General features: G+C 72.4%; 23 protein-coding genes. 16 read left to right on the forward strand and 7 right to left on the reverse strand.

The genetic code is table 11. The features are described from left to right. The first annotated feature begins 59 nt into the window (after positions 1-59). The 4 genes from LO772_RS25285 to LO772_RS25300 all read left to right on the forward strand — a co-directional run bounded on the left by LO772_RS25285 (position 60) and on the right by LO772_RS25300 (position 3,906). Positions 60-494, forward strand: coding sequence for an ATP-binding protein (locus LO772_RS25285; protein WP_231774328.1), 435 nt, complete (start codon positions 60-62; stop codon positions 492-494). 224 nt (positions 495-718) lie between these two features. Continuing rightward, the gene (locus tag LO772_RS25290) at positions 719-2,317 is read left to right on the forward strand and encodes an ABC-F family ATP-binding cassette domain-containing protein (protein WP_231774329.1); all 1,599 of its coding nucleotides are present in this window, start codon (positions 719-721) and stop codon (positions 2,315-2,317) included. Between the two features lie 319 nt (positions 2,318-2,636). After that, positions 2,637-2,861: a helix-turn-helix domain-containing protein gene (locus LO772_RS25295; RefSeq protein WP_231774330.1), complete on the forward strand. Its 225-nt coding sequence runs from the start codon at positions 2,637-2,639 to the stop codon at positions 2,859-2,861. A gap of 274 nt (positions 2,862-3,135) precedes the next feature. Beyond that, entirely contained in the window at positions 3,136-3,906 is a 771-nt protein-coding gene (locus LO772_RS25300; RefSeq protein WP_231774331.1) for an enoyl-CoA hydratase/isomerase family protein, read from the forward strand. 403 nt (positions 3,907-4,309) lie between these two features. Here the strand turns inward: LO772_RS25300 and LO772_RS25305 are convergent, their stop codons facing one another. Then, on the reverse strand, positions 4,310-4,762 hold the full coding sequence (locus LO772_RS25305; protein ID WP_231774332.1) for a hypothetical protein: 453 nt from the start codon (positions 4,760-4,762) through the stop codon (positions 4,310-4,312). A gap of 215 nt (positions 4,763-4,977) precedes the next feature. Between LO772_RS25305 and LO772_RS25310 the strand changes: the two genes are divergently transcribed. The 6 genes from LO772_RS25310 (at position 4,978) to LO772_RS25335 (ending at position 7,656) form a co-directional block, all read left to right on the forward strand. Next, positions 4,978-5,463 carry an Asp23/Gls24 family envelope stress response protein gene (locus LO772_RS25310; RefSeq protein ID WP_231774333.1) on the forward strand — a complete coding sequence of 162 codons (486 nt, stop codon included), beginning with the start codon at positions 4,978-4,980 and terminating at the stop codon, positions 5,461-5,463. A 16-nt stretch (positions 5,464-5,479) separates the two neighbouring features. Further along, positions 5,480-5,764, forward strand: coding sequence for a hypothetical protein (locus LO772_RS25315; protein WP_231774334.1), 285 nt, complete (start codon positions 5,480-5,482; stop codon positions 5,762-5,764). 73 nt (positions 5,765-5,837) lie between these two features. Then, positions 5,838-6,020 carry a hypothetical protein gene (locus tag LO772_RS25320; RefSeq protein ID WP_231774335.1) on the forward strand — a complete coding sequence of 61 codons (183 nt, stop codon included), beginning with the start codon at positions 5,838-5,840 and terminating at the stop codon, positions 6,018-6,020. Next, positions 6,020-6,394: an Asp23/Gls24 family envelope stress response protein gene (locus tag LO772_RS25325; protein ID WP_231774336.1), complete on the forward strand. Its 375-nt coding sequence runs from the start codon at positions 6,020-6,022 to the stop codon at positions 6,392-6,394. Before LO772_RS25320 ends, LO772_RS25325 begins: the two co-directional genes overlap by 1 nt. Beyond that, positions 6,391-7,002, forward strand: coding sequence for a DUF6286 domain-containing protein (locus tag LO772_RS25330; RefSeq protein ID WP_231774337.1), 612 nt, complete (start codon positions 6,391-6,393; stop codon positions 7,000-7,002). Before LO772_RS25325 ends, LO772_RS25330 begins: the two co-directional genes overlap by 4 nt. Before the next feature lie 9 nt (positions 7,003-7,011). After that, positions 7,012-7,656 (forward strand): hypothetical protein, encoded by a 645-nt coding sequence (locus tag LO772_RS25335; protein ID WP_231774338.1) that lies wholly within the window; start codon positions 7,012-7,014, stop codon positions 7,654-7,656. A 172-nt stretch (positions 7,657-7,828) separates the two neighbouring features. On the opposite strand, the gene LO772_RS25340 is transcribed toward LO772_RS25335, so the two are convergent. Both LO772_RS25340 and LO772_RS25345 read right to left on the reverse strand, forming a co-directional pair. Beyond that, positions 7,829-8,611 (reverse strand): SDR family oxidoreductase, encoded by a 783-nt coding sequence (locus tag LO772_RS25340; RefSeq protein ID WP_231774339.1) that lies wholly within the window; start codon positions 8,609-8,611, stop codon positions 7,829-7,831. Between the two features lie 68 nt (positions 8,612-8,679). Continuing rightward, positions 8,680-9,765, reverse strand: coding sequence for a Zn-dependent alcohol dehydrogenase (locus LO772_RS25345; RefSeq protein ID WP_231774340.1), 1,086 nt, complete (start codon positions 9,763-9,765; stop codon positions 8,680-8,682). 64 nt (positions 9,766-9,829) lie between these two features. On the opposite strand from LO772_RS25345, the gene LO772_RS25350 reads away from it, so the two are divergent. Next, positions 9,830-10,588, forward strand: coding sequence for an SIR2 family NAD-dependent protein deacylase (locus tag LO772_RS25350; protein ID WP_231774341.1), 759 nt, complete (start codon positions 9,830-9,832; stop codon positions 10,586-10,588). Here LO772_RS25350 and LO772_RS25355 read toward each other — a convergent pair. The 3 genes from LO772_RS25355 to LO772_RS25365 form a co-directional block, all read right to left on the reverse strand. Beyond that, positions 10,572-11,429 (reverse strand): SURF1 family cytochrome oxidase biogenesis protein, encoded by an 858-nt coding sequence (locus tag LO772_RS25355; protein WP_231774342.1) that lies wholly within the window; start codon positions 11,427-11,429, stop codon positions 10,572-10,574. The genes LO772_RS25350 and LO772_RS25355 overlap by 17 nt on opposite strands. 175 nt (positions 11,430-11,604) lie before the next feature. Further along, a complete protein-coding gene (locus tag LO772_RS25360; RefSeq protein WP_231774343.1) occupies positions 11,605-11,904 on the reverse strand; it encodes a hypothetical protein in 300 nt (99 codons plus the stop codon). Between the two features lie 114 nt (positions 11,905-12,018). Next, on the reverse strand, positions 12,019-12,270 hold the full coding sequence (locus LO772_RS25365; protein WP_231774344.1) for a hypothetical protein: 252 nt from the start codon (positions 12,268-12,270) through the stop codon (positions 12,019-12,021). Positions 12,271-12,692: 422 nt separating this feature from the next. Between LO772_RS25365 and LO772_RS25370 the strand changes: the two genes are divergently transcribed. Beyond that, positions 12,693-13,670, forward strand: coding sequence for a PRC and DUF2382 domain-containing protein (locus LO772_RS25370; protein ID WP_231774345.1), 978 nt, complete (start codon positions 12,693-12,695; stop codon positions 13,668-13,670). A gap of 143 nt (positions 13,671-13,813) precedes the next feature. Here LO772_RS25370 and LO772_RS25375 read toward each other — a convergent pair whose 3' ends face one another. Further along, positions 13,814-14,569, reverse strand: coding sequence for a TetR/AcrR family transcriptional regulator (locus LO772_RS25375; RefSeq protein WP_231774346.1), 756 nt, complete (start codon positions 14,567-14,569; stop codon positions 13,814-13,816). 214 nt (positions 14,570-14,783) lie between these two features. On the opposite strand from LO772_RS25375, the gene LO772_RS25380 reads away from it, so the two are divergent. From LO772_RS25380 to LO772_RS25395, 4 genes are all read left to right on the forward strand, one after another. After that, complete coding sequence (locus LO772_RS25380; RefSeq protein ID WP_231774347.1) at positions 14,784-15,587, forward strand: acetoacetate decarboxylase family protein; 804 nt, start codon at positions 14,784-14,786, stop codon at positions 15,585-15,587. 64 nt (positions 15,588-15,651) lie between these two features. Then, the gene (locus LO772_RS25385) at positions 15,652-16,551 is read left to right on the forward strand and encodes an SDR family NAD(P)-dependent oxidoreductase (RefSeq protein ID WP_231774348.1); all 900 of its coding nucleotides are present in this window, start codon (positions 15,652-15,654) and stop codon (positions 16,549-16,551) included. Between the two features lie 8 nt (positions 16,552-16,559). Further along, a complete protein-coding gene (locus LO772_RS25390; RefSeq protein WP_231774349.1) occupies positions 16,560-17,870 on the forward strand; it encodes an amidohydrolase family protein in 1,311 nt (436 codons plus the stop codon). A 6-nt stretch (positions 17,871-17,876) separates the two neighbouring features. Next, a complete protein-coding gene (locus tag LO772_RS25395; RefSeq protein WP_231774350.1) occupies positions 17,877-19,154 on the forward strand; it encodes an amidohydrolase family protein in 1,278 nt (425 codons plus the stop codon). Positions 19,155-19,257 lie beyond the last annotated feature (103 nt).

A 19,257-nucleotide genomic window follows, 5' to 3' on the forward strand; every position in this document is an offset into this window, starting at 1 on the left:
CACCGGGCCACTCCGCGGGCCATGCCTTGGTTTCCGCGATTTCCGGTGCCACCCGACCGGTGCCGTCCCCGATCGGGCACGACGGTCCGCAGGCCGCGGGCGGGCGCGCGGCGGCGGTGCTGCTGACGCTGCATCTGCCGGCCTCGGTCGACGCGGTGCCGCGGGCCCGCCACGCCCTGCGCAACGCGCTGGCGGGGGAGAGTGCCGACGAGCCGCTGCAGATCCTCGAACTCCTGGTCTCCGAGTTGGTGACCAACGCCGTGCGGCACGCCCCGCAGTCGACCGAGGTCACCGTGCAACTGCTGTGCGGCGACGGTGTGTTCCGCCTCGCGGTCGCCGACGCCGGAGGACCGCTGCGGCGGCCGGGCCGCCCGGCCCGCGCGTCGGACGAGAACGGACGCGGGCTGCTGTTGGTCGAGGCGCTCGCGAATTCCTGGGGCAGCTACCCGATCGCGGGCGGCAAGGTCGTGTGGTGCGACGTACCGGTCCCGTGAGGCACCGGAACTGACGGTACGTCATGATTGCGCGCGTGATGTCGGTCTCATCCCGAGGGCGCCGTCTTGCGAAGCGGACAGGCGGGTCGGCCGCCTTCGGCGTCCGGTTAGACTGACCAAAAGCCGTCGCGGTCGGCGCGGCAGGCGGGGCAGAGTTCCCTGATACGGCGCCAGCCCCTGCCGCCGGAGCCACGTCCGGCCCGACCTGGAGTCACGTCCCCGAGATGATCACTGCCACCGCCGTCGAACTGCGTGCGGGTGCCCGCATCCTGCTCGAATCCGCCAGTTTCCGCGTCGCTCCCGGCGACCGCATCGGCCTGGTCGGCCGCAACGGTGCCGGCAAGACCACGCTGACCAAAACGCTCGCGGGCGAGACCCAGCCGGCCGCCGGGACGATCACGCGGTCGGGCGAGGTCGGCTACCTGCCGCAGGACCCGCGCACCGGCGACCTCGACGTCCTCGCGACCGACCGCATCCTGTCCGCACGCGGCCTGGACGCGGCGATCAACGGCATGCGCGCCGCCGAGCAGACGATGTCGACGGCGACCGGCGACGCCCGCGACAAGGCGATGCGCCGGTACGCCCGGCTGGAGACCGAGTTCCTCACGAAGGGCGGGTACGCGGCCGAGGCCGAGGCCGCGACGATCGCGGCGAGCCTCGGGCTGCCCGACCGGATCCTGGGCCAGCCGCTGCGCACGCTGTCCGGCGGTCAGCGGCGCCGGGTCGAGCTGGCCCGGATCCTCTTCTCGGACGCCGACACCCTGCTGCTCGACGAGCCCACGAACCACCTGGACGCCGACTCGATCGTTTGGCTGCGCGACTTCCTCAAGACGTACAAGGGCGGGTTCATCGTCATCAGCCACGACGAGAACCTCGTCGAGGCGTGCGTCAACAAGGTGTTCCACCTGGACGCCAACCGCACCGCGATCGACGTCTACAACGTGGGGTGGAAGGCGTACCTCACGCAGCGCGAGACCGACGAGCGCCGCCGCAAGCGCGAGCGCGACAACGCGGAGAAGAAGGCCGCGGCGCTGATGTCGCAGGCCGACAAGATGCGTGCCAAGGCGACGAAGACCGTGGCGGCGCAGAACATGGCACGGCGTGCCGAGCGCCTGCTCTCCGGTCTCGAGGGCGTGCGGCAGGCGGACAAGGTCGCCAAGCTCCGTTTCCCCGAGCCCGCGCCCTGCGGCAAGACGCCGCTGATGGCGTCCGAGCTGTCGAAGTCGTACGGGTCGCTGGAGATCTTCACCGACGTCGACCTCGCGATCGACAAGGGCTCGCGCGTCGTGATCCTCGGTCTCAACGGCGCCGGCAAGACGACGCTGCTGCGGCTTCTCGCGGGGGTCGAGGCGCCCGACACCGGGAGGGTCGAGCCGGGCCACGGGCTCAAGCTGGGCTATTACGCGCAGGAGCACGAGACCCTGGACCCGGGCCGCACGGTGTTGGAGAACATGCGTTCGTCCGCCCCCGACATGGACCTGGTCGAGGTGCGCAAGGTGCTCGGCTCGTTCCTGTTCTCCGGCGACGACGTGGACAAGCCGGCGGGAGTGCTGTCGGGCGGTGAGAAGACCCGGCTCGCGCTCGCGACGCTGGTCGTGTCCGCGGCCAACGTGCTGCTGCTGGACGAGCCGACCAACAACCTCGACCCGGCCAGCCGTGAGGAGGTCCTGTCGGCGCTGCGGTCGTACGCCGGCGCGGTCGTGCTGGTGACGCACGACGAGGGCGCGGTCGAGGCGCTGCAGCCGGAGCGCATCATCCTGCTGCCGGACGGCGTCGAAGACCTGTGGAATGCCGACTACGCGGATCTGGTGGCGCTCGCCTGACCCTCGCGCGGGATTCCCACACAAAATCCTCACAAGAGGAATCAGTTGCTCCGGTCGGCGTCCCGAGCGGTCCAACCAAACGTCCGGCCACGCTGTGCGAGGCCACAAACGTCGTGGGTGACCAGCGGCTTTGCGGTGCGATACCGGACGAGGTCCACGACCTCGCCGGGGAATGGGCCGTTCCGCTCGGTGGATCATGGGAGCCAACGGCCCGACTGGCCCTGGCGTCCGTGCCATGGGCTCCGGGGAATCGCTGGTGTTGCCGCGCGACAGGGGTGATCATGGGAACCCAGAGCGCACTTCCCATGAGGAGGCACGTGTGGCCGAGACTCTGAAGAAGGGCAGCCGGGTGACCGGCGCCGCGCGCGAAAAGCTCGCGGCGGACCTCAAGAAAAAGTACGACTCCGGTGCCAGCATCCGCGCCCTTGCGGAGGAGACGGGCCGTTCCTACGGCTTCGTGCACCGGATGCTGAGCGAGTCGGGTGTGACCCTGCGCGGAAGGGGTGGGGCCACGCGCGGCAAGACCAAGGCGACGGCGTCCTGAAGTCCTCGCCGGAGTTCCACTTGCGCTGCCTTTGCCCTTGGTCCGAACCAGTGCTGCACCCAGCCCGAACAGCGCGACCCGCACCACCGCGCCGCCCTCGCCCCTGACGACGGGAGCGGCGCTCTCGCACGAACCGCACGGCCGACGGCTCAGCAAGTTACCGCCTGGTAGAACTTTTCATGTGCGACCACCCGACCCGCCATGGGCCGGGTGGTCGGTTGCCGGTGCACGGGTCCGCACGGATCCGGCGCCGTTCCCCACATGGAGGTGGAGCATGTCGGAGTACGTCCGTCTGGAACGCACGGGTCCGATCGCCGTGGTGACCCTGGCCAAGCCGGACCGGCGCAACGCGCAGACGCCCGCCATGTGGCGGGAGCTTGCCGGGGTCGGGCGCTCGCTGCCCGGCGACGTCCGCGCGGTCGTGCTCCGGGGCGAAGGGTCGTCGTTCTCGGCGGGGCTCGACCGCCGGCTGTTCCCCGGCGGGGGCGGTGTTCCGGGCGAGGCCGATCTGGCCGGGCTCGCGGAGATGGACGACGCGGAGCGCGACGCGGCCATCTCGCTGTTCCAGGAGGCGTTCACCTGGTGGCGCCGCCCGGACCTGGTCTCCATCGCGGCGGTGCAGGGCCACGCGGTGGGGGCCGGGTTCCAGCTCGCGCTGGCCTGCGACGTGCGGGTGTGCGCCGAGGACGTGCAGTTCTCGATGGCGGAGACCACGCTCGGCCTGGTCCCGGACCTCGCGGGCACCAAGCCGCTCGTCGACCTGGTCGGCTACGCCCGCGCGTTCGAGATCTGCGCCACCGGGCGCCGCGTCGGTGCCGCGGAGGCGCTGGCCCTCGGCCTGGCGAATTCGGTTGTCCCGCCCGAAGACCTCGACAAGGCCGCCCACGAAACCGCCGAAGCCCTGATCCGGGCGCCGCGCGACGCCGTCGTCGAGACCAAGGCCCTGCTCCTCGGCGCGACCTCGCGACACTACGACGCACAGCGCGCCGCGGAACGCGAGGCCCAGGGCCGCCGGCTCAAGGATCTCCTGGGGCGCGGGGAGTAGACGGGCGCGGACGGCCTCGGCCCGCTTGTGGGCGGGGATGCCCGCGAGGTGAGCGTTACCGGACGGGTCTGCGCGGACACGCTCCGCCCGGATGCCCGGATGCCCGGATGCCCGGATGCCCGGATGCCCGGATGCCCGGATGCCCGGATGCCCGGATGCACGATGCCCGGATGCACGATGCCCGGGCGTGCGGGCGCCGCGGTGCCGGTGCGCGCGGAGGCGGTCTTGGTCGGGGCCGGGCCGCGAAACGCGCGCCGCGCGCGTCGCCCGGCCCGGGAGAGAGTACGGGCGTCACCGCGCGCCGATGTCGTCACGCGCGGTGGGTGCCCCCCTCGCGGGCCGCCGCCGACGATGGCGATCGGCTCGTCGGCCGCCGCGTGCCCGGTCGCGTCGGCACCCGAACTCAGTGGGCGTGGTTGTCCTCGGCGGCGGGTTCGTCCAGCCAGACCACTTTCACGTCCACGGTCACCGCGTCGGGTGCCGCCTCGAACAATTCGGCCGCCGCGGTGGCGACGCGGGTGCGGACGCGGCGTGCGACTTCGTGGAGGGCGAGCCCGTAGGCGACCGCGATCGACACGATCACCCGTACGCCGACCGGGGGTTCGTCCGTCCGGATCAGGCAACTGCGGGACCGCACACCGGGTTCCGCGTCGGCCGCCGCACGGAGTGCGCGCGCGTCGGGCGATTCCGTGATGCCCGGAATATCACCAATTCCCTTCCGGGGTGTGCCGCGTCCGGCCTTCGCGCCGCCCTTCTCGCCGCCGTGCCCGGGCGGTGCCGTGGCCGCGAGCAACTGCTCGGCCGTGGGCATCACCGACCCGGAAACGTCGTCCGTACTGCCGTTCCGTGCGTTCATTGGACCGCCGCCTCGTTCACACTGCCCGCCCCACCGCAGTCAACCACCGCCGGACACCATGGACATCGCCCCTGACCCGCTGCGGGAACGGCGGTTCGCCGGTGTGGCAGCGGTGATTCGGACATAACCTTGGTGCAGGTGTGGCGATCCGCACGCGGGGCAGGTGCAGGATCGACCCACCGGGGGAAAATCCTATGGCGAAGGGAAGTGCGTCGATGGCGGACACGACAGCCGGACGGGGCGGAGCGCAGTCGTCCGAGAAGGAAGCGGAGCGCGTGCCCGGACAACAGCGGTCCAGTGGTACCGAGGTGGCGAGGCTGAGCTCCGATCGCGGGCGCACCTCCATCGCCGACGGCGTCGTGGCCAAGATCGCCGGTATCGCCGCCCGCGACATCTCGGGCGTGTACGCGCTCGGCAGCGGGGCGGCCAGGGCGTTCGCCGCGGTGCGCCAGCGCGTCCCGGGCGGCAAGCCCAACGTCGCGCAGGGCGTGAGCGTCGAGGTCGGCGAGAAGCAGTGCGCGGTGGATCTGGCCATCGTCGTCGAATACGGTGTGCCGATCGCCGAACTCGCGGCGGCTGTGCGGGAGAACGTCATCTCGTCGGTCGAGCGCATGACCGCCCTGGAGGTCGTCGAGGTGAACATCGCCGTCGACGACATCCACATCGAGCACGAGGACGAGAAGGAACGCCAGCTTCAGTGAAACGGACGGGCCGGCGATGACGGCGGACGCGGATGACGTGGAGCGGCGTGAACTCCTGCGCGAATACCGGGAGTTCATCAAGACACGGCATCCGGACCGGGGCGGTGACCCCGCGGAGTTCGTCGCCGGGCTCGTGCGTTACCGGGCTCTGCTTTCCTCCGGGGGAGCGGAGCCCGGCCCCGCGAAAACCACTCCCGCCGCGTCCGAGACGACGGTCTACCGGCGTGGGTCACTGCCCGCGCAGCTGTGGCGGGCGATCATGGAACGGCGCCGACGCGGCCAGAATCCGCGCGTACAGTAAGGCGGCGCCGCGGCGGGATGCCGAAGCGGCGGACGGCGAACGTGACTTGGACGGGACCGAGGAGTAGGTAGTCATGAGCACACCAGTCGTGGGCCTCCTGGCCGGTATGGCCCTCGGGCTGGCCGCGGCCATCGGAGGCTTCGGGGCCTTCCTGCTGGTCGCCGCGCTCGGCGCGGTGGGCTTCCTGGCCGGGCGCTACTTCGACGGCGACCTCGACCTGAGCGAGTTGTTCTCGTCGCGCGGCCGGCGCCGTTGATGGCGCAGTCCCGTGTCGCCGGGCGGACGCCCCAGGAACCGTCCGCACCGCCCGCCTACCGGGGATCCCTGCGCATCGGCGAGCGGGTGGTCGAGAAGATCGCCGCGAAGGCCGCCCGCGACGCCACCGGATCCGCCGCGCCCGACACCAAGCTGCGCGACCCCAAGGCGGGGGTGAAGCTCCACAACGACCACGCGACCGTGCGGCTGGATCTCGACGTGCCGTATCCCGGCCAGGTGAAGGCCATGGCGGGCGTCGTCCGCCGGCGGGTGCGCTCCGACGTGGAGCGCCTCACCGGCATGCCCGTCGTCCGGATCGACGTCGTCGTCGCGCGTATGACCCGGATCGGCAAGGGCAGGAGGCGCGTGCAGTGAGCGTGCTCGACGCGCCGCTCGACAAGCCATCCGAGCCGTCGGGCGATTCCGAGGCGGAGGAGGCCTACCGCAAGCCGCGCCGCGCCTGGTCGCCGCGCGGCTTCGTCGCCGCGCTCTGCGCGCTCGGCATCGGCGGCCTCGCCGGAACCGCGGTGTTCCTGGGCGTCGCGGCCCGCCTGGAGCGCACCCCGCAGTGGGCGTACGACCTGCTCGACCGCGTGCAGACCAACGACTGGACCGACCGGTGGGTCTGGGTCACCGGGGTCGTCGCCGCCGTGGTCGGCCTGTGGCTGCTGCTGCTGGCGTGGACGCCGGGGCGCCGCCACCTCCTGCCGCTGCGGCCGGTGGCCCCCGACATGACCGCGTTCATGACGCGCCGCACCGCCGGGAACCTGCTGCGGCACACCGCCCTCGCCTCGACCGGGGTGCTGGACGCGCGGGTGCGCGTGACGCGGCGCAAGGCCGTGCTGCGTGTCGACTACCACTTCCGGGACCCCGACGAATTGCACGAAGAACTCGAAGAGGCGCTGCGCGACCGGGCCGACTCGTTGCTGCTGGCCCGTGTGCCGGTCGTCGACGTGCGCCTCCAGCCCGCCAGTGGGAGGTGACCCGCCGCCATGCGCCGTGTCGTGAACCGGATCCTGCTGACCCTTCTCGGCCTCGGCCTCCTCGTCGGGGGCCTCGGGGTGACGGCTCGCTCGCGCGGTTGGTTCCGCGACTCGCTCGGCGACGTGCTGCGTGAACCGCACAAGCCGATCATCACGCCGAGCCAGACCGACCGGCTGGTCGACCACGACTGGTGGTGGTGGGTCGCCTTCGGGGTGCCCGGGGCCGTGCTGGTGCTCAGTCTGTGGTGGTTCCTCGCCCAGTTCCGGCGGCGGCCGGTGCGCCTCATCCGCGTCACGGACGTGTCCGACGACGCGGGCGGCGGCCCGTCCGGGCTGGGCACCGGCTTCGGACTGGTCGGCGACGACGCCGACACGATCACCGTCAACGGGTACGCGCTGGCCGACGCGATCGCGGACGACCTCGAACGCGTTCCGGATGTCGCGGACGCCCACGCGCGCCTCGTCCGCCGCCGTCGGGGCCCGAGGCTGAAACTCGCCGTCCGCGCCGAGGCCGGTGTCGAACCGCGGGCCGTGCTGGAGGCGATCCGCGAGGACGTTCTCGAACACGGCCGCGTCGCGGTCGAGTTGGAGCGGCTGCCGGTGAACGTGGAGCTGCGGAGCGCCAAGGGGCTGCCGAAACGGCGGCTGGAGTAGCGGCCTCGCGCCCGCGGCGCGCTCACCGGCCACGCGGGAACGCGCGGCCCCGGTCTAGGCGCGCCCGTCGCCCGCACGGAGCCAACTCCCGTGCCGTGCACGGGAGTTGCCCGGCGTTCCGCTTCGGGTGCCGCTCCGCCTCCCCGGGGTGGACCGGGGCGGCACCGCCGCGTCACAGTCCGCGCAGTGCCCCGCCGTCGACCGGGACCATGATCCCGGTGAGGTACGACGCGGCGGGCGACAGCAGGAAGGCCGCGACACGCCCGAATTCCTCCGGTGTGCCGTAGCGGCCGAGCGGGATCGACGCCTCGACCCGCCGGCGAGCCGCCGCGGGGTCGCCGGACAGCGCGTCCAACTCGCGGACCCGGTCGGTGTCGATGCGGGACGGCAGCAGCCCGAGGACGCGGATCCCGCGCGGGCCCAGCTCGTCGGCGAGGGTCTTCGCGGCCATCGCGAGCCCCGGGCGCAGGCCGTTGGAGATGCCCAGCCCGGGGATGGGCTCGGCGACCGACGCCGAGAGCACGAACCCGATGACCCCTTCGCCGTGCGCGCCGTCGGAGCGGTCGCCCATCGCGCGGGCCGCGGCGCGGGCGAGGCGCACCGCTCCCAGGAACACGGATTCGAACGCGTCCCGCCACTGGTCGTCCTCGGCGGTCAGCACCGCCCCGGCCGGCGGCCCGCCGACGCTGACGAGCACCCCGTCCAGGCGCCCGAAGCGGCTGACGGCCGCGGCGACGAGCCGTTCCGCGGTCGCCGAGTCGGCGTTGTCCGCGGCGACGCCGAGGGCATGCGGCAGCCCTCCCAGCGCGGTCGCGGCCTTGGCGGCGTTCTCCTCGGTGCGGCCGGTGAGCACGACCCGGGCGCCGTCGTCGACGAGCGCCTTGGCCGAGGCGAAGCCGAGCCCGCGCGTGGCACCGGTGACGAGGTAGACGCGATCGCGTAGTCCAAGATCCATGGGGTCATCTTTCCGCCGAGGGGCGCGGTGCGTCACTGATCCGCGCCGGTGGAGTTCGGCGCGTCTCGTCAGGTGCCGGGGACGACGAGCGTGCGGGCGCCCCGGCCGGCGCGCATCGCCGCGAACGCGTCGTCGAGCCAGTCGAGTCCGATCCGGGCGGTGACCAGCCCGCCGAGGTCGATGCGTCCGGCGGCCACGTGCTCGACCAGCCGGGGGACGTCGCGTACGGGATCGGTCGAGCCGTAGACGCATCCGGTCAGGGTCCGGGCGAAATGGAACAGTTCGAGGGCACTGAAGTCGACCGTGTCGTCTTTCGCGCCGACGCCGACGATCGTGGTCATGCCGCCCCTGCGGGTCAGGCCCCACGCGGTGCGGATGGTGGCCGCACGTCCCACGCATTCGAACGCGTGGTCGACGCCGCGCCCGCCGGTCCGGGCGCGCACCCTTTTGGCGAGATCCGGACCGGGGGCGAAAGCGTCCGTGGCGCCCATCGCGAGGGCCAGTTCGCGCTTGCCCTCGTCCGGGTCGACCGCGACGATCGTCGCGGCCCGCGCGACCCGGGCGCCCTGCACCGCGGACAACCCGACGCCGCCGAGCCCGACGACGGCGACCGACGCCCCGACCGGCACCCGGGCGGTGTTCCATACCGCGCCGGTTCCGGTGGTCACGGCGCAGCCCAGCAGCGCGGCCTCCGCGAGGTCCGCACCGGACGGCAGCCTGACGGCGCCGGCCGCCGGGACGACGGTCTCCTCCGCGAACGTGGCGGTGCCGAGCCCGGGCAGCACCTCGGTGCCGTCGCCGAGCCGGGCGTACGGCACCGAGGCGGCGTCCATCGCGCGCGAGCACAGGTGCGGCTCGTGGTTCTCGCACCACCAGCACGTCCCGCACGCCGGCGCCCAGATCAGGAGCACCGGGTCGCCTTCCGCGACGTGCGTGACCCCCTCGCCGACCGCGACCACCGTGCCCGCGCCCTCGTGGCCCAGCACGACCGGGAACGCCTGCGGGAGCACGCCGTCGGCCAGCGACAGGTCGGAGTGGCAGACCCCCGAGGCCGCGATCCGGACCCGTACCCGGCCGGGGCCCGGGGCCGGCAGGTGGATCTCCTCGGTCCGCAGCTTTTCCCCGACTCCGTGCAGTACGGCCGCGCGCACCATGGGCCCTCCTCGCTCGTGGTTAATGACGTGCTGTCAGATCAGGTCTGTGGCTACGCTCGACGGCATGAACACCGCTGTTCGCGACTGGATCCGGACGTCCGATTCCATCACGGTGCTCACCGGCGCCGGCATCTCCACCGACTCGGGCATCCCCGACTACCGGGGGCCGCAGGGCGTGTGGACCCGGGATCCGGACGCCGAGAAGCTGGTCCGCTACGACACATACATGGCCGACCCGGAGATCCGCCGCCGCTCGTGGCTCGCCCGCCGCGACAACCCCGCGCGCCTGGCCGCACCCAACGCGGGCCACCGCGCGCTGGTCGATCTGGAGCGCGCCGGACGCCTGCTCGGGGTGATCACGCAGAACGTCGACGGGCTGCACGTGCGGGCGGGCAACGCGCCGGACAAGGTCATGGAGCTGCACGGCTCGATGTTCGCCGTGGTGTGCACCGAGTGCGACGCGCGGACCACGCTCGACGAGACCCTGGCACGGATCGCGGCGGGGGAGGACGACCCCCGGTGCGGGGTGTGCGGCGGGATCCAGAAGACGGCGACGGTCATGTTCGGACAGGCGCTCGACCGGCGTGTGCTCGAGCGCGCCGCGATCGCCTCCCAGGTCTGCGACCTGTTCCTTGCCGTCGGTACGTCGCTGCAGGTCGAACCGGCCGCGTCGCTGTGCCGGGTGGCGCGGGAGGCGGGGGCGAAGCTGGTCGTGGTGAACGCCGGTGAGACGCCGTACGACGCGGTGGCGGACGCCGTGGTCCGCGAGCCGATCGGCGACGTGCTGCCGGAACTGGTCGACGGGCTCACACCGGCCGGGTGACGTCGGCGTCGGCGGCCTCGCGCGGCGCGGTGTCCCGCGCGTCGGCGGCGGGGTCGCCGTGCTCGTCGGCCGCGGCGTCCAGGGCGGCGATCTCGGCCTCCAGGTCCGCGGCCTCGCGACGGATGATCTTGAACCACATCGCGACCAGCGCGATGACGAAGATCCACCACTGCACCGCGTACGCCAGGTTCAGGCCGGTGTCCTCGGCATCCGGCAGCGGCAGCACCGCGGGCGCCTCAGCGGGTTGCGGGGTCTGCTCGGCGAGCTGGCCGTAGCCCCCGTACACCGCGGTGGCCCCGAGCGCGGCGGCGAGTTCGCCGGTGTCGATGCGCATGATCTGGCCCTCGGGGAGGCCGTCGCGGTCCTTGATGCCGGTGCGCTCGCGGGTTTCCGACGGCCGTGCGCGGACCGTCACCGTGACCTGGCCCGCGGGTGCGGGCGGCACGTCGGGCCGCGCGGTCGCGGTGTCCGGGTTGGCCACCCAGCCCCGGTTGACCAGGAGCACCGTGCCGTCCTGGGAGACGAACGGGGTCACCACGAAGAAGCCCAGCTCGTTGTCGAGTTGGCGGTGCCGTACGAGGTATTCGTGGGCCTGGTCGTAGTGGCCGGTCGCGGTCGCCTCGCGCCATTGGTCCGCCGACGGGAGGTCGCGGCCGACGGCGAACAGGTCGCCCGCCGGGACGGCGTCGCGCCCCCGGTTGTCACTGACCCGCTCGTTGCGCTCGGCCTTGGCCTCGTAGCGGTGCCACTGCCAGAACCCGAGCTTGATCATCACCGGGATGAGCAACACGACCAGCAGGTTGAGAGCCAGCCAGCGCGGCGTCAGCAGGAAGCGGTACACGGAAGCACGGTACTCCGGCGGGCGCGGGTGCCCGGACGTGGCCCCCGGGGTCGGGGCGGCGTCGGAGGACGCGGAATCGGTCGGGGTCGGACGCGCGCGCTGCGGGTCCGGTGCCCCGGCGGACCGGCCGCTGCCGGGGCGTTCGGCAGGCCTCGGTCGCGCCGCGCCGGATGCGTCAGACCGGACGGCCCTCCGGGCCGAGGATGCCGTCGAGGGCGAGGTTCGCGATGACCGGCTCACGCGTCCCCGGCGCGCCGACCTGGAGGGCGAACGCGGGGGCGAGGAGGTTGAGTGCCGCGATGCCGCGTTCGAAGACGCCCGGCCGTGCGGCGCCCGTCCGGTCGGAGATCAGCGCGAAGGTGAACCGCTCGTCGTCGCGGCCCGGCGGGGACGCGGGGCCGGAATACGGGGCGGCGGCGGTGTCGGTGCCGAGGACGAGGCCGCGGGGCAGGGCGGCGGGGCGGCGGGCGGGCACGGGGCCTCCAACGGGCAGCGGGATCGGGGACCATGGTCGCAGCCGTGCGCCGTGGTCGCCGATCCCGCCGTGTCCGGCCGATGATGGCCCGGCCGGTCGTCGTTCTCGGGGGCGCTACATCGACGACGTCACCGAGACGTTGTCCTTGACGCCGACCGCGCCTTCCGCCAGCGCGCAGTGCGCACAGCAGAAGTAGCGCCCGTCGGCCTCGACTCCGTGGCCGATGATGCGGCAGCGGCAGTGCTCGCAGATCGGCGCCATGCGGGTGATCGCGCATTCGAAGCTGTCGAACACGTGTACGGCATCGCCCGCGTGCACCTCGAACGTCGCGTAGTAGTCGTTGCCGCAGACCTCGCAGCGTGCCATGGGAAGCCTCCAGTGCCGGGGAGAGCGCGGGCCGCGCGGCCCGCACGCGACCACCCTGAGGCCCGGCGGCATACCTGGCAAATCATGGTGGACCGGAGGAATGACCGTCTTACGCAGATAATTCGCGATATTTCTTATTCTCTCGTTTCTGATGAAGGCACGGGGATACCTGCTGTTTGGAGGGGACCGCGAGACGGCCGTGGGGGCCGGACTCGTGCGGAGCGCCTGAGGATTTGCGCCCGGGCCCAGGAGTGCGGCAGCAGCCCCGTGTCGTCAGCCCTGTTGTCGTTCCAGGCTGTCGTACCCCGGCTGTTGTCTCCCCGGCCCCATGTCCTTTCACCGCATGTCCTTCCACCAGTGTCGGACGGGTTTCCGCGGCGTGCGGTCCCGTCGGAGCTGTCCCCGAAAGCAGGAGGCAGAAAATGATCACTCGCGATCAGATACCCGCTGTGCTGGGCCACCCCGTCTTCGACGCCGAAGGCAAGAAGATCGGCGAGGCCGGGCACGTCTTCCTCGACGACGACACCGGGCAGCCGGAATGGGTGACGGTGAAGACCGGGATGTTCGGTTCGAACGAGACGTTCATCCCCATCGCCGAGGCCAAGGTGTCGGAAGACCACCTGGAGGTTCCGTACCCGAAGCACAAGGTCAAGGACGCGCCGAACGTCGACGTGGACGCCGGCGGGCACCTGTCCGCGCAGGAGGAACACCGGCTGTACGACTACTACGGCCTCGCCTGGGACAGCGCCTGGCGTGACGCCAACCAGCCCGGCGAGGGCGGTTGGGCGCGCTCGGGCGGCGAGGCCGGGGCCGCCGGCACGGCGGCAGCCGCGGCCGGGGCCGCCGGGACGAAGGCGGGCGGGACCTCCCGGACGGGTGGCGAGGCCGATCTCGGCAAGCCCGCGAAGGCCGCCGGAACCGCCGGGGCCGCCGGGACGTCCGGTGCGAAGGCCACGGCGGACGCCGCCCACGAAGACCTCACGATGACGCGCTTCGAGGAACACATGCAGGTGGGCGTGGAGCGTCGCGAGGTGGGGCGTGCCCGGCTGCGGAAGTTCGTCGTCACCGAGGAGGAGCAGAAGACGATCCCGGTGCACCACCAGGAGGTGCGCATCGAACGCGAGCCGATCACCGACGCCAACCGCGCCGAGGCCATGCGCGCGGACATGACCGAGGAGCAGCAGGAAGTGACGCTGTACGCGGACCGGCCGGTGATCGAGACGCACATGGAACCGGTCGAGCGCGTCCGGCTGACGACCGAGGACCACGTCGAGCAGGAGACGGTGCGGGGCACGGTGCGCAAGGAGCGCATCGAGGCCGAACTCCCCGAGGAACAACGCGCACCCGGCATGCGGCGGGACACCGGCAAGCAGGGTGACCGCGGACGCGGGACGCGCTGAGGCCCGACGGGACCGGCCCGCGCGCCGGATCGGAACGACATCGTTCGGGGTGGCACCTGGTGCCACCCCGAACGCGCGTGCGCGGAACGGGTGTTCGGCGGGGGAGCGGCGTTGGGGAGGGTGGGGCCGTGTGGCCCGGGGGCTCAGGTCGGTGGCTCCGGCCGCAGGAGTGAGTCGACGATCGCGTGGACGGTCAGGTCGAAGAGCGTGTCGGAGTCCGGTGGGGCGGCCAGGGCCCGCCCCAACTCCGGGTCGTCACGGGAGACTTCGTCGAGCCAGTCCCGCACCTGGGCGAGCGCCGGCGGCTCGCCGGTGAGATTGCGTTCGAGCAGGACGAAACCCGCGACCTGGTACTGCACGGCCTGGACGGCGAGGGCGGCCCGGTGGCCGTGGACGCCCGCGGCGGCGAACTCCCGTACCAGAGCCCGCCGGGCGGGAAGCATCATGAGCGAGTCGAGGCCGCGCTCGCGGACCAGGCTGATCAGGTGCGGGCGTTCGAGGATCATCCGGCGGCTCGCGCGGGCGATCGAGGCGATGCGGGCCGCGGGTGTGCGGCCCCGCACGCGGACCGTGCCCATCTCGCGCAGGACGCGCTCGACGAGTTCGTCGAGCAGCGCCTCGCGGTTGCCGACGTGCCAGTAGATGGACGTCACCGCGACACCCAGCTCCGCCGCGAGCTTGCGCATGCTCAGGCCCTGCGCCCCCGACTCCCGGACGAGGCGCATCGCGGTGTCGAGGACGGCGTCGCGCGTGACGCGGGGGGTGCCCGCGGTCGGCGGAGAGCGCGGCGGTGGCCCCGAACCTCCCGGTGGCGGCCCGCCGGAACCCGCCGTCCGGCCCGCGTCGGCGGGCGGCCGACGTGCCGCGGCGCCCTTCGGGGTGGCGCTGGTTCCGTCCATTGCCCTCATTCTGGCGGCGGGGCCCGCCGCGCCGACGACCGGGGCACGCCCGAGGCCAACTCGCCGTCCCTCTTTACCTCGTGGCCATCGTCCTGTAACAGTGTTACAGGGCGACCTGATGCGCCGTCAGGGCGATGCCGCCGCGCCGCGACGCACGCGCCCGGGGGGCCGAACGAAGCGCTCCACGAAGCAGACCCGGAAGAGGTGAGGTTCCGTGGCACGAGTTCGTTACGCCGCACGTTCCCCCGAGAGCCTGGACAGGGCCGCGCGGGACCGCAGCGTGCTGCCGGAGATCTGGTCCACCGGCGTGGTCGCGCTGTGGGAGACCGATCCGGAGGTGGTCGCCGCCGTCCTGCCGCCGCCGCTCGTCCCCGCCGATGTCCCGCTGGTGCGGGCCAATATCGCCGCGTGCGACATCAACGGCCATCCGCTCGGCGCCGGCGCGGTCGCGGTGCGCTGCCGGCACGGCGCGGTCGAGGGCGACTACACGCTGACGATGCCGATGACGACGGAACGCGCGGTGATCGGCGGGCGCGAGGTGTTCGGCGAGCCCAAGAAGCTCGCGGAGGTCACGGTCGACCGCGACGGCGACGGCGTCGTCGCCAAGGTCACCCGGCACGGTGTGACGTACGTCGAGATCCGCGGCCGGGTCGCCGGGGAACTGCCGCTGCCCGAGCCGCGCCGCACGACGAGCTTCTACTACAAGTTCCTGCCCGCGGTGGACGGCGACGGATTCGACGCGGACCCGATGCTCGTCCACGTCGTGCGCCACGAGAAGCACCGGTGGGCCGCACGCGTCGAGGGCGAGGTCATCCTGCGCGACTCGGCCGCGGATCCGGTCGCCGATCTGCCCGTGCGCCGGCTGGTGTCCGTCACCCTCGGCGAACGCACCAGCGACCAGAAGGGGTTCGTCGCGGAGCGCGTCAAGGCGGATCTCGTGCTGCCGTACATCCACCAGCGGTACGACGACATCGCGCAGATCGCCGACGATCCGCCCGAGCCCGGCGACCACGTCTGACGACCGGCCGACGCCACTCACCCGTCCGTCCGGCCACGGCCGCGTACCGAAGGAACTCCCGTCCATGCTGAAGGACTTCACCGAAAAGGTCGCCGTCGTGACCGGGGCCGCGAGCGGCATCGGGTTCGCGATCGCGGAGCGGTTCGTCGCCGAGGGCATGAAGGTCGTGCTGTCCGACATCGAGGAAGGCGCGCTGGACAAGGCGGTCGGGCGGCTCACCCGGGACGGCGGCGACGTCCTGGGCCATGTCACCGACGTCTCCGACCGCGACTCCGTGCACGCGCTCGCCGACGCGGCGTTCGACCGGTACGGCGCGGTGCACGTGCTGTGCAACAACGCCGGCATCGGGTCGGGTTCGGAAGGCAGGATGTGGGAGCATGACCCGCGCGACTGGGACTGGTGCTTCGCCGTCAACGTCTTCGGGGTCTTCCACGGCGTCCAGGCGTTCGTGCCCCGCATGCTCGCGCAGGACACCGACGGGCACATCGTCAACACCTCGTCCGGCGACGGCGGCATCGCGCCGCTGCCCAACGCGTCGGTGTACGCGACCACCAAGGCCGCGGTGGTGACGATGACCGAGGCGCTGTACGCGCAACTCCACCAGGTGGGCGCCAAGTTGGACGCGTCCGTGCTCTTCCCCGGCCCGCGGATGCTGCGCACCGGACTGTGGGAGTCGTACCGCAACCGCCCCGAGCGGTTCGCCAAGTCCCGTCCGCGCCGGACACCGTACAACACGCTCGACGCGTGGGAGAAGGCGATGCGCGAGTCGGGGCAGGAAGTCGCGTACACGCCCGTCGAGTCGGTGGCCGCCGACGTCGTGGAGGGGATCCGCGCGAACCGCTTCTGGATCCTGCCGCCCGGTGAGCACAGCGACGGGCAGATCACCGCGCGGTCGGGGAGCATGCTCGCGCGGTCGAATCCGACGTATCTGGAGTCCTTCGTGCTCGACCGCGAGACCAAGTGAGGCCAGTGATGAGCCAGTCCGACCCGTACATCGTCATCTCGTCCGACACCCACGCCGGGCTGCCGACCGAGCTGTACCGCGACTATCTGGCGACCCGGTACCACGGCGCGTTCGACCTGTTCCTCGCCGAGCGCGAGGAACAGCTTCGGGCGATCACCGAACTCGGCGTCCGCGACGAGGACTTCGCCGCCAACTGGTTCGAGTCCAACGCGGACGTGCTGCGCAGCGGCTGGGAAGTCGACCGCCGGGACACCGAACTCGACAAGGACGGGGTGACCGCGGAGGTCGTCTTCCCGGACGCGGACGCCGTCGAGTCGCGCACGTGCGTGCCGTTCGGCGCCGGCCTCGGCCTGTCCGGCGACCTGGACCCGGAGTTGGGCCTCGCGGGCGCGCAGGCGCACAACCGCTGGCTCGCCGAACTGTGCGCGACGTCGCCCGAACGCCGCCGCGGCATCGCCCTCATCCCCATCACCGCCGAACTCCCGGACGTGCTCGCGGAGATCCGGCGCGCCAAGGCGGACGGACTGGGCGGCGTCATGATCCCGGCGATGTGGATGAACCAAGCCCCGTACCACGACCGCAAATACGACCCGGTGTGGGCGCTGTGCGAGGACCTGGAACTCCCGATTGTCACGCACTCCGGCCCGGCCGACCGGGAGGCGTACGGCAACCACCTCGGCATCTACGTCACCGAGGTGACGTGGTGGCCCGCCCGGCCGCTGTGGTTCCTCCTGTGGTCCGGCGTCTTCGAGCGGTTCCCCCGCCTCAGGTTCGGTGTCACCGAGGCGGGGTGCTGGTGGGTCGGCAACCTGCTGTGGTTCATGGACCGCCTGCTCCTCGGCGCGCGCGGCGCGGCGAAGCTCGCGGGGTTCGACGAACTCACGCTGCTGCCCAGCGAGTACTTCGACCGCAACTGCTTCATCGGCTCGTCCAACACCAAGCGCCGCGAGATCGGCATGCGGTACGAGATCGGGGTCGGCAACATCTGCTGGGGCAACGACTTCCCGCACCCCGAGGGCACGTGGCCCGAAACACTCGGGATCCTGCGCAAGACGTTCGGCGACGTGCCCGTCGACGAGACCCGCGTCATGCTCGGCGAAGCCGTCGCGGACGTCTACGGGTTCGACCTGAGCGCCCTCGCCCCACACGCGCGCAGGATCGGCGTCACACCCGAGACCCTCGGCCAGACCGGACCGGACGGCGCCCCGCGCGACCTGGAGGCCAAGTGGGCGGCGGCGCGCGAGATCGGCCGCCACTGGATCACCGGCCACGACCACCAGGCCGCGGTCGACCCCAACGCGGAAGCCCTGGAGGTGTAGCCGCGCATGAGCGACAACGTCCCGGAGCCGCCCGAAACCCCCCTGTGGGACGGGCCCGAGCGCTACACCGTCATCTCGGCCGACTGCCACGGCGGCGCCGAGATCCACGAGTACCGCGACTATCTCCCCGCCCGGCTGCACGACGAATTCGACGCCTGGGTACGGGACTACCGGGTCCCCTATCCGGATCTGCTCGGCGATCTCGGCCGCCGCAACTGGGACTCGGACCGGCGCCTGCGCGATCTGGCGGCCGACGGGATCGTCGCCGAGGTCATCTACCCCAACACCGTCCCGCCGTTCTTCCCCAAGCCGTCGCTGACCGACCAGCCGCCGGCCGCCGACGCGGGGGACCTCGCGCTGCGCTGGGAGGGGCTGAAGGCGCACAACCGCTGGATGGTCGACTTCTGCGCGGCGGCCCCCGGCCGACGGGCCGGCATCGCGCAGGTGCTGCTGCACGACCTGGACGCGGCCGTGGCCGAGGTCGAGTGGTCCGTGCGCGCGGGGCTGACCGGCGGCCTGCTGCTGCCGGGCACGCCGCCGGGGTCGGGCCTGGTGCCGCTGTGGGAGTACGACCACTACGCGCCACTGTGGCGCGTGTGCGAGGAGTCGGGCGTCCCGGTCAACCACCACACCGGCTCGGCGGCTCCGCCGTTCGGGGACACCCCGACGGACAAGGTGGTGTTCCTCACCGAGGTCTCGTGGTGGGCGCACCGCGCGTTCACCCACCTGATCGTGTCCGGCACCATGGAACGCCACCCGGCGCTGCAGTTCGTCTTCACCGAGCAGGGCACCGCGTGGATCCCCGAGGAGTGCCGCCGCCTCGACCACTACTGGCGGCGCATGGGGCGGGCCGTCGGCTCGCAGGAGTACGAGTGGGGGCACGACCTGGTCGGCTCGATGTCGCTCACGCCGAGCGAGTACTGGGCGCGGCAGTGTCACGTCGGGGCCAGTTTCCAGCGCCGGGCGGAGGCGGAGATACGCCACCAGGTGGGCGTGGACCGGATCATGTGGGGCTGCGACTATCCGCACAAGGAGGCGAGTACGCCGTTCAGCCACGAGGCGCTGCGGCTCACCTACAGCGGCATCGACCCGCACGAGGTCGCGGCGATGATCGGCGGGAACGCGGCGAGGTTGTACGGCTTCGACACGGAGGCGCTGGCGCCTCTCGCGGCCGAGGTCGGGCCGCGGGTCGCGCGGGTCCACCGGCCGCTCGCGCCGGAGGACATCCCGGATGGGGCCGACAAATGCCCGGCTTTCGTGGGAGTCGCCGGCGTCCGGCCGTGAGCCGCCGCCCGTGTTTCGCGGGCGGCCGGAGGGGTGCGTCTCACCGGAGCGGCCTGTGGCCGAGATCACATCTCGTGACACTTTTACGGCTTTTGTTGGATTT

The sequence above is a fragment of the Yinghuangia sp. ASG 101 genome, assembly GCF_021165735.1.
Classification (GTDB): Bacteria; Actinomycetota; Actinomycetes; order Streptomycetales; family Streptomycetaceae; genus Yinghuangia.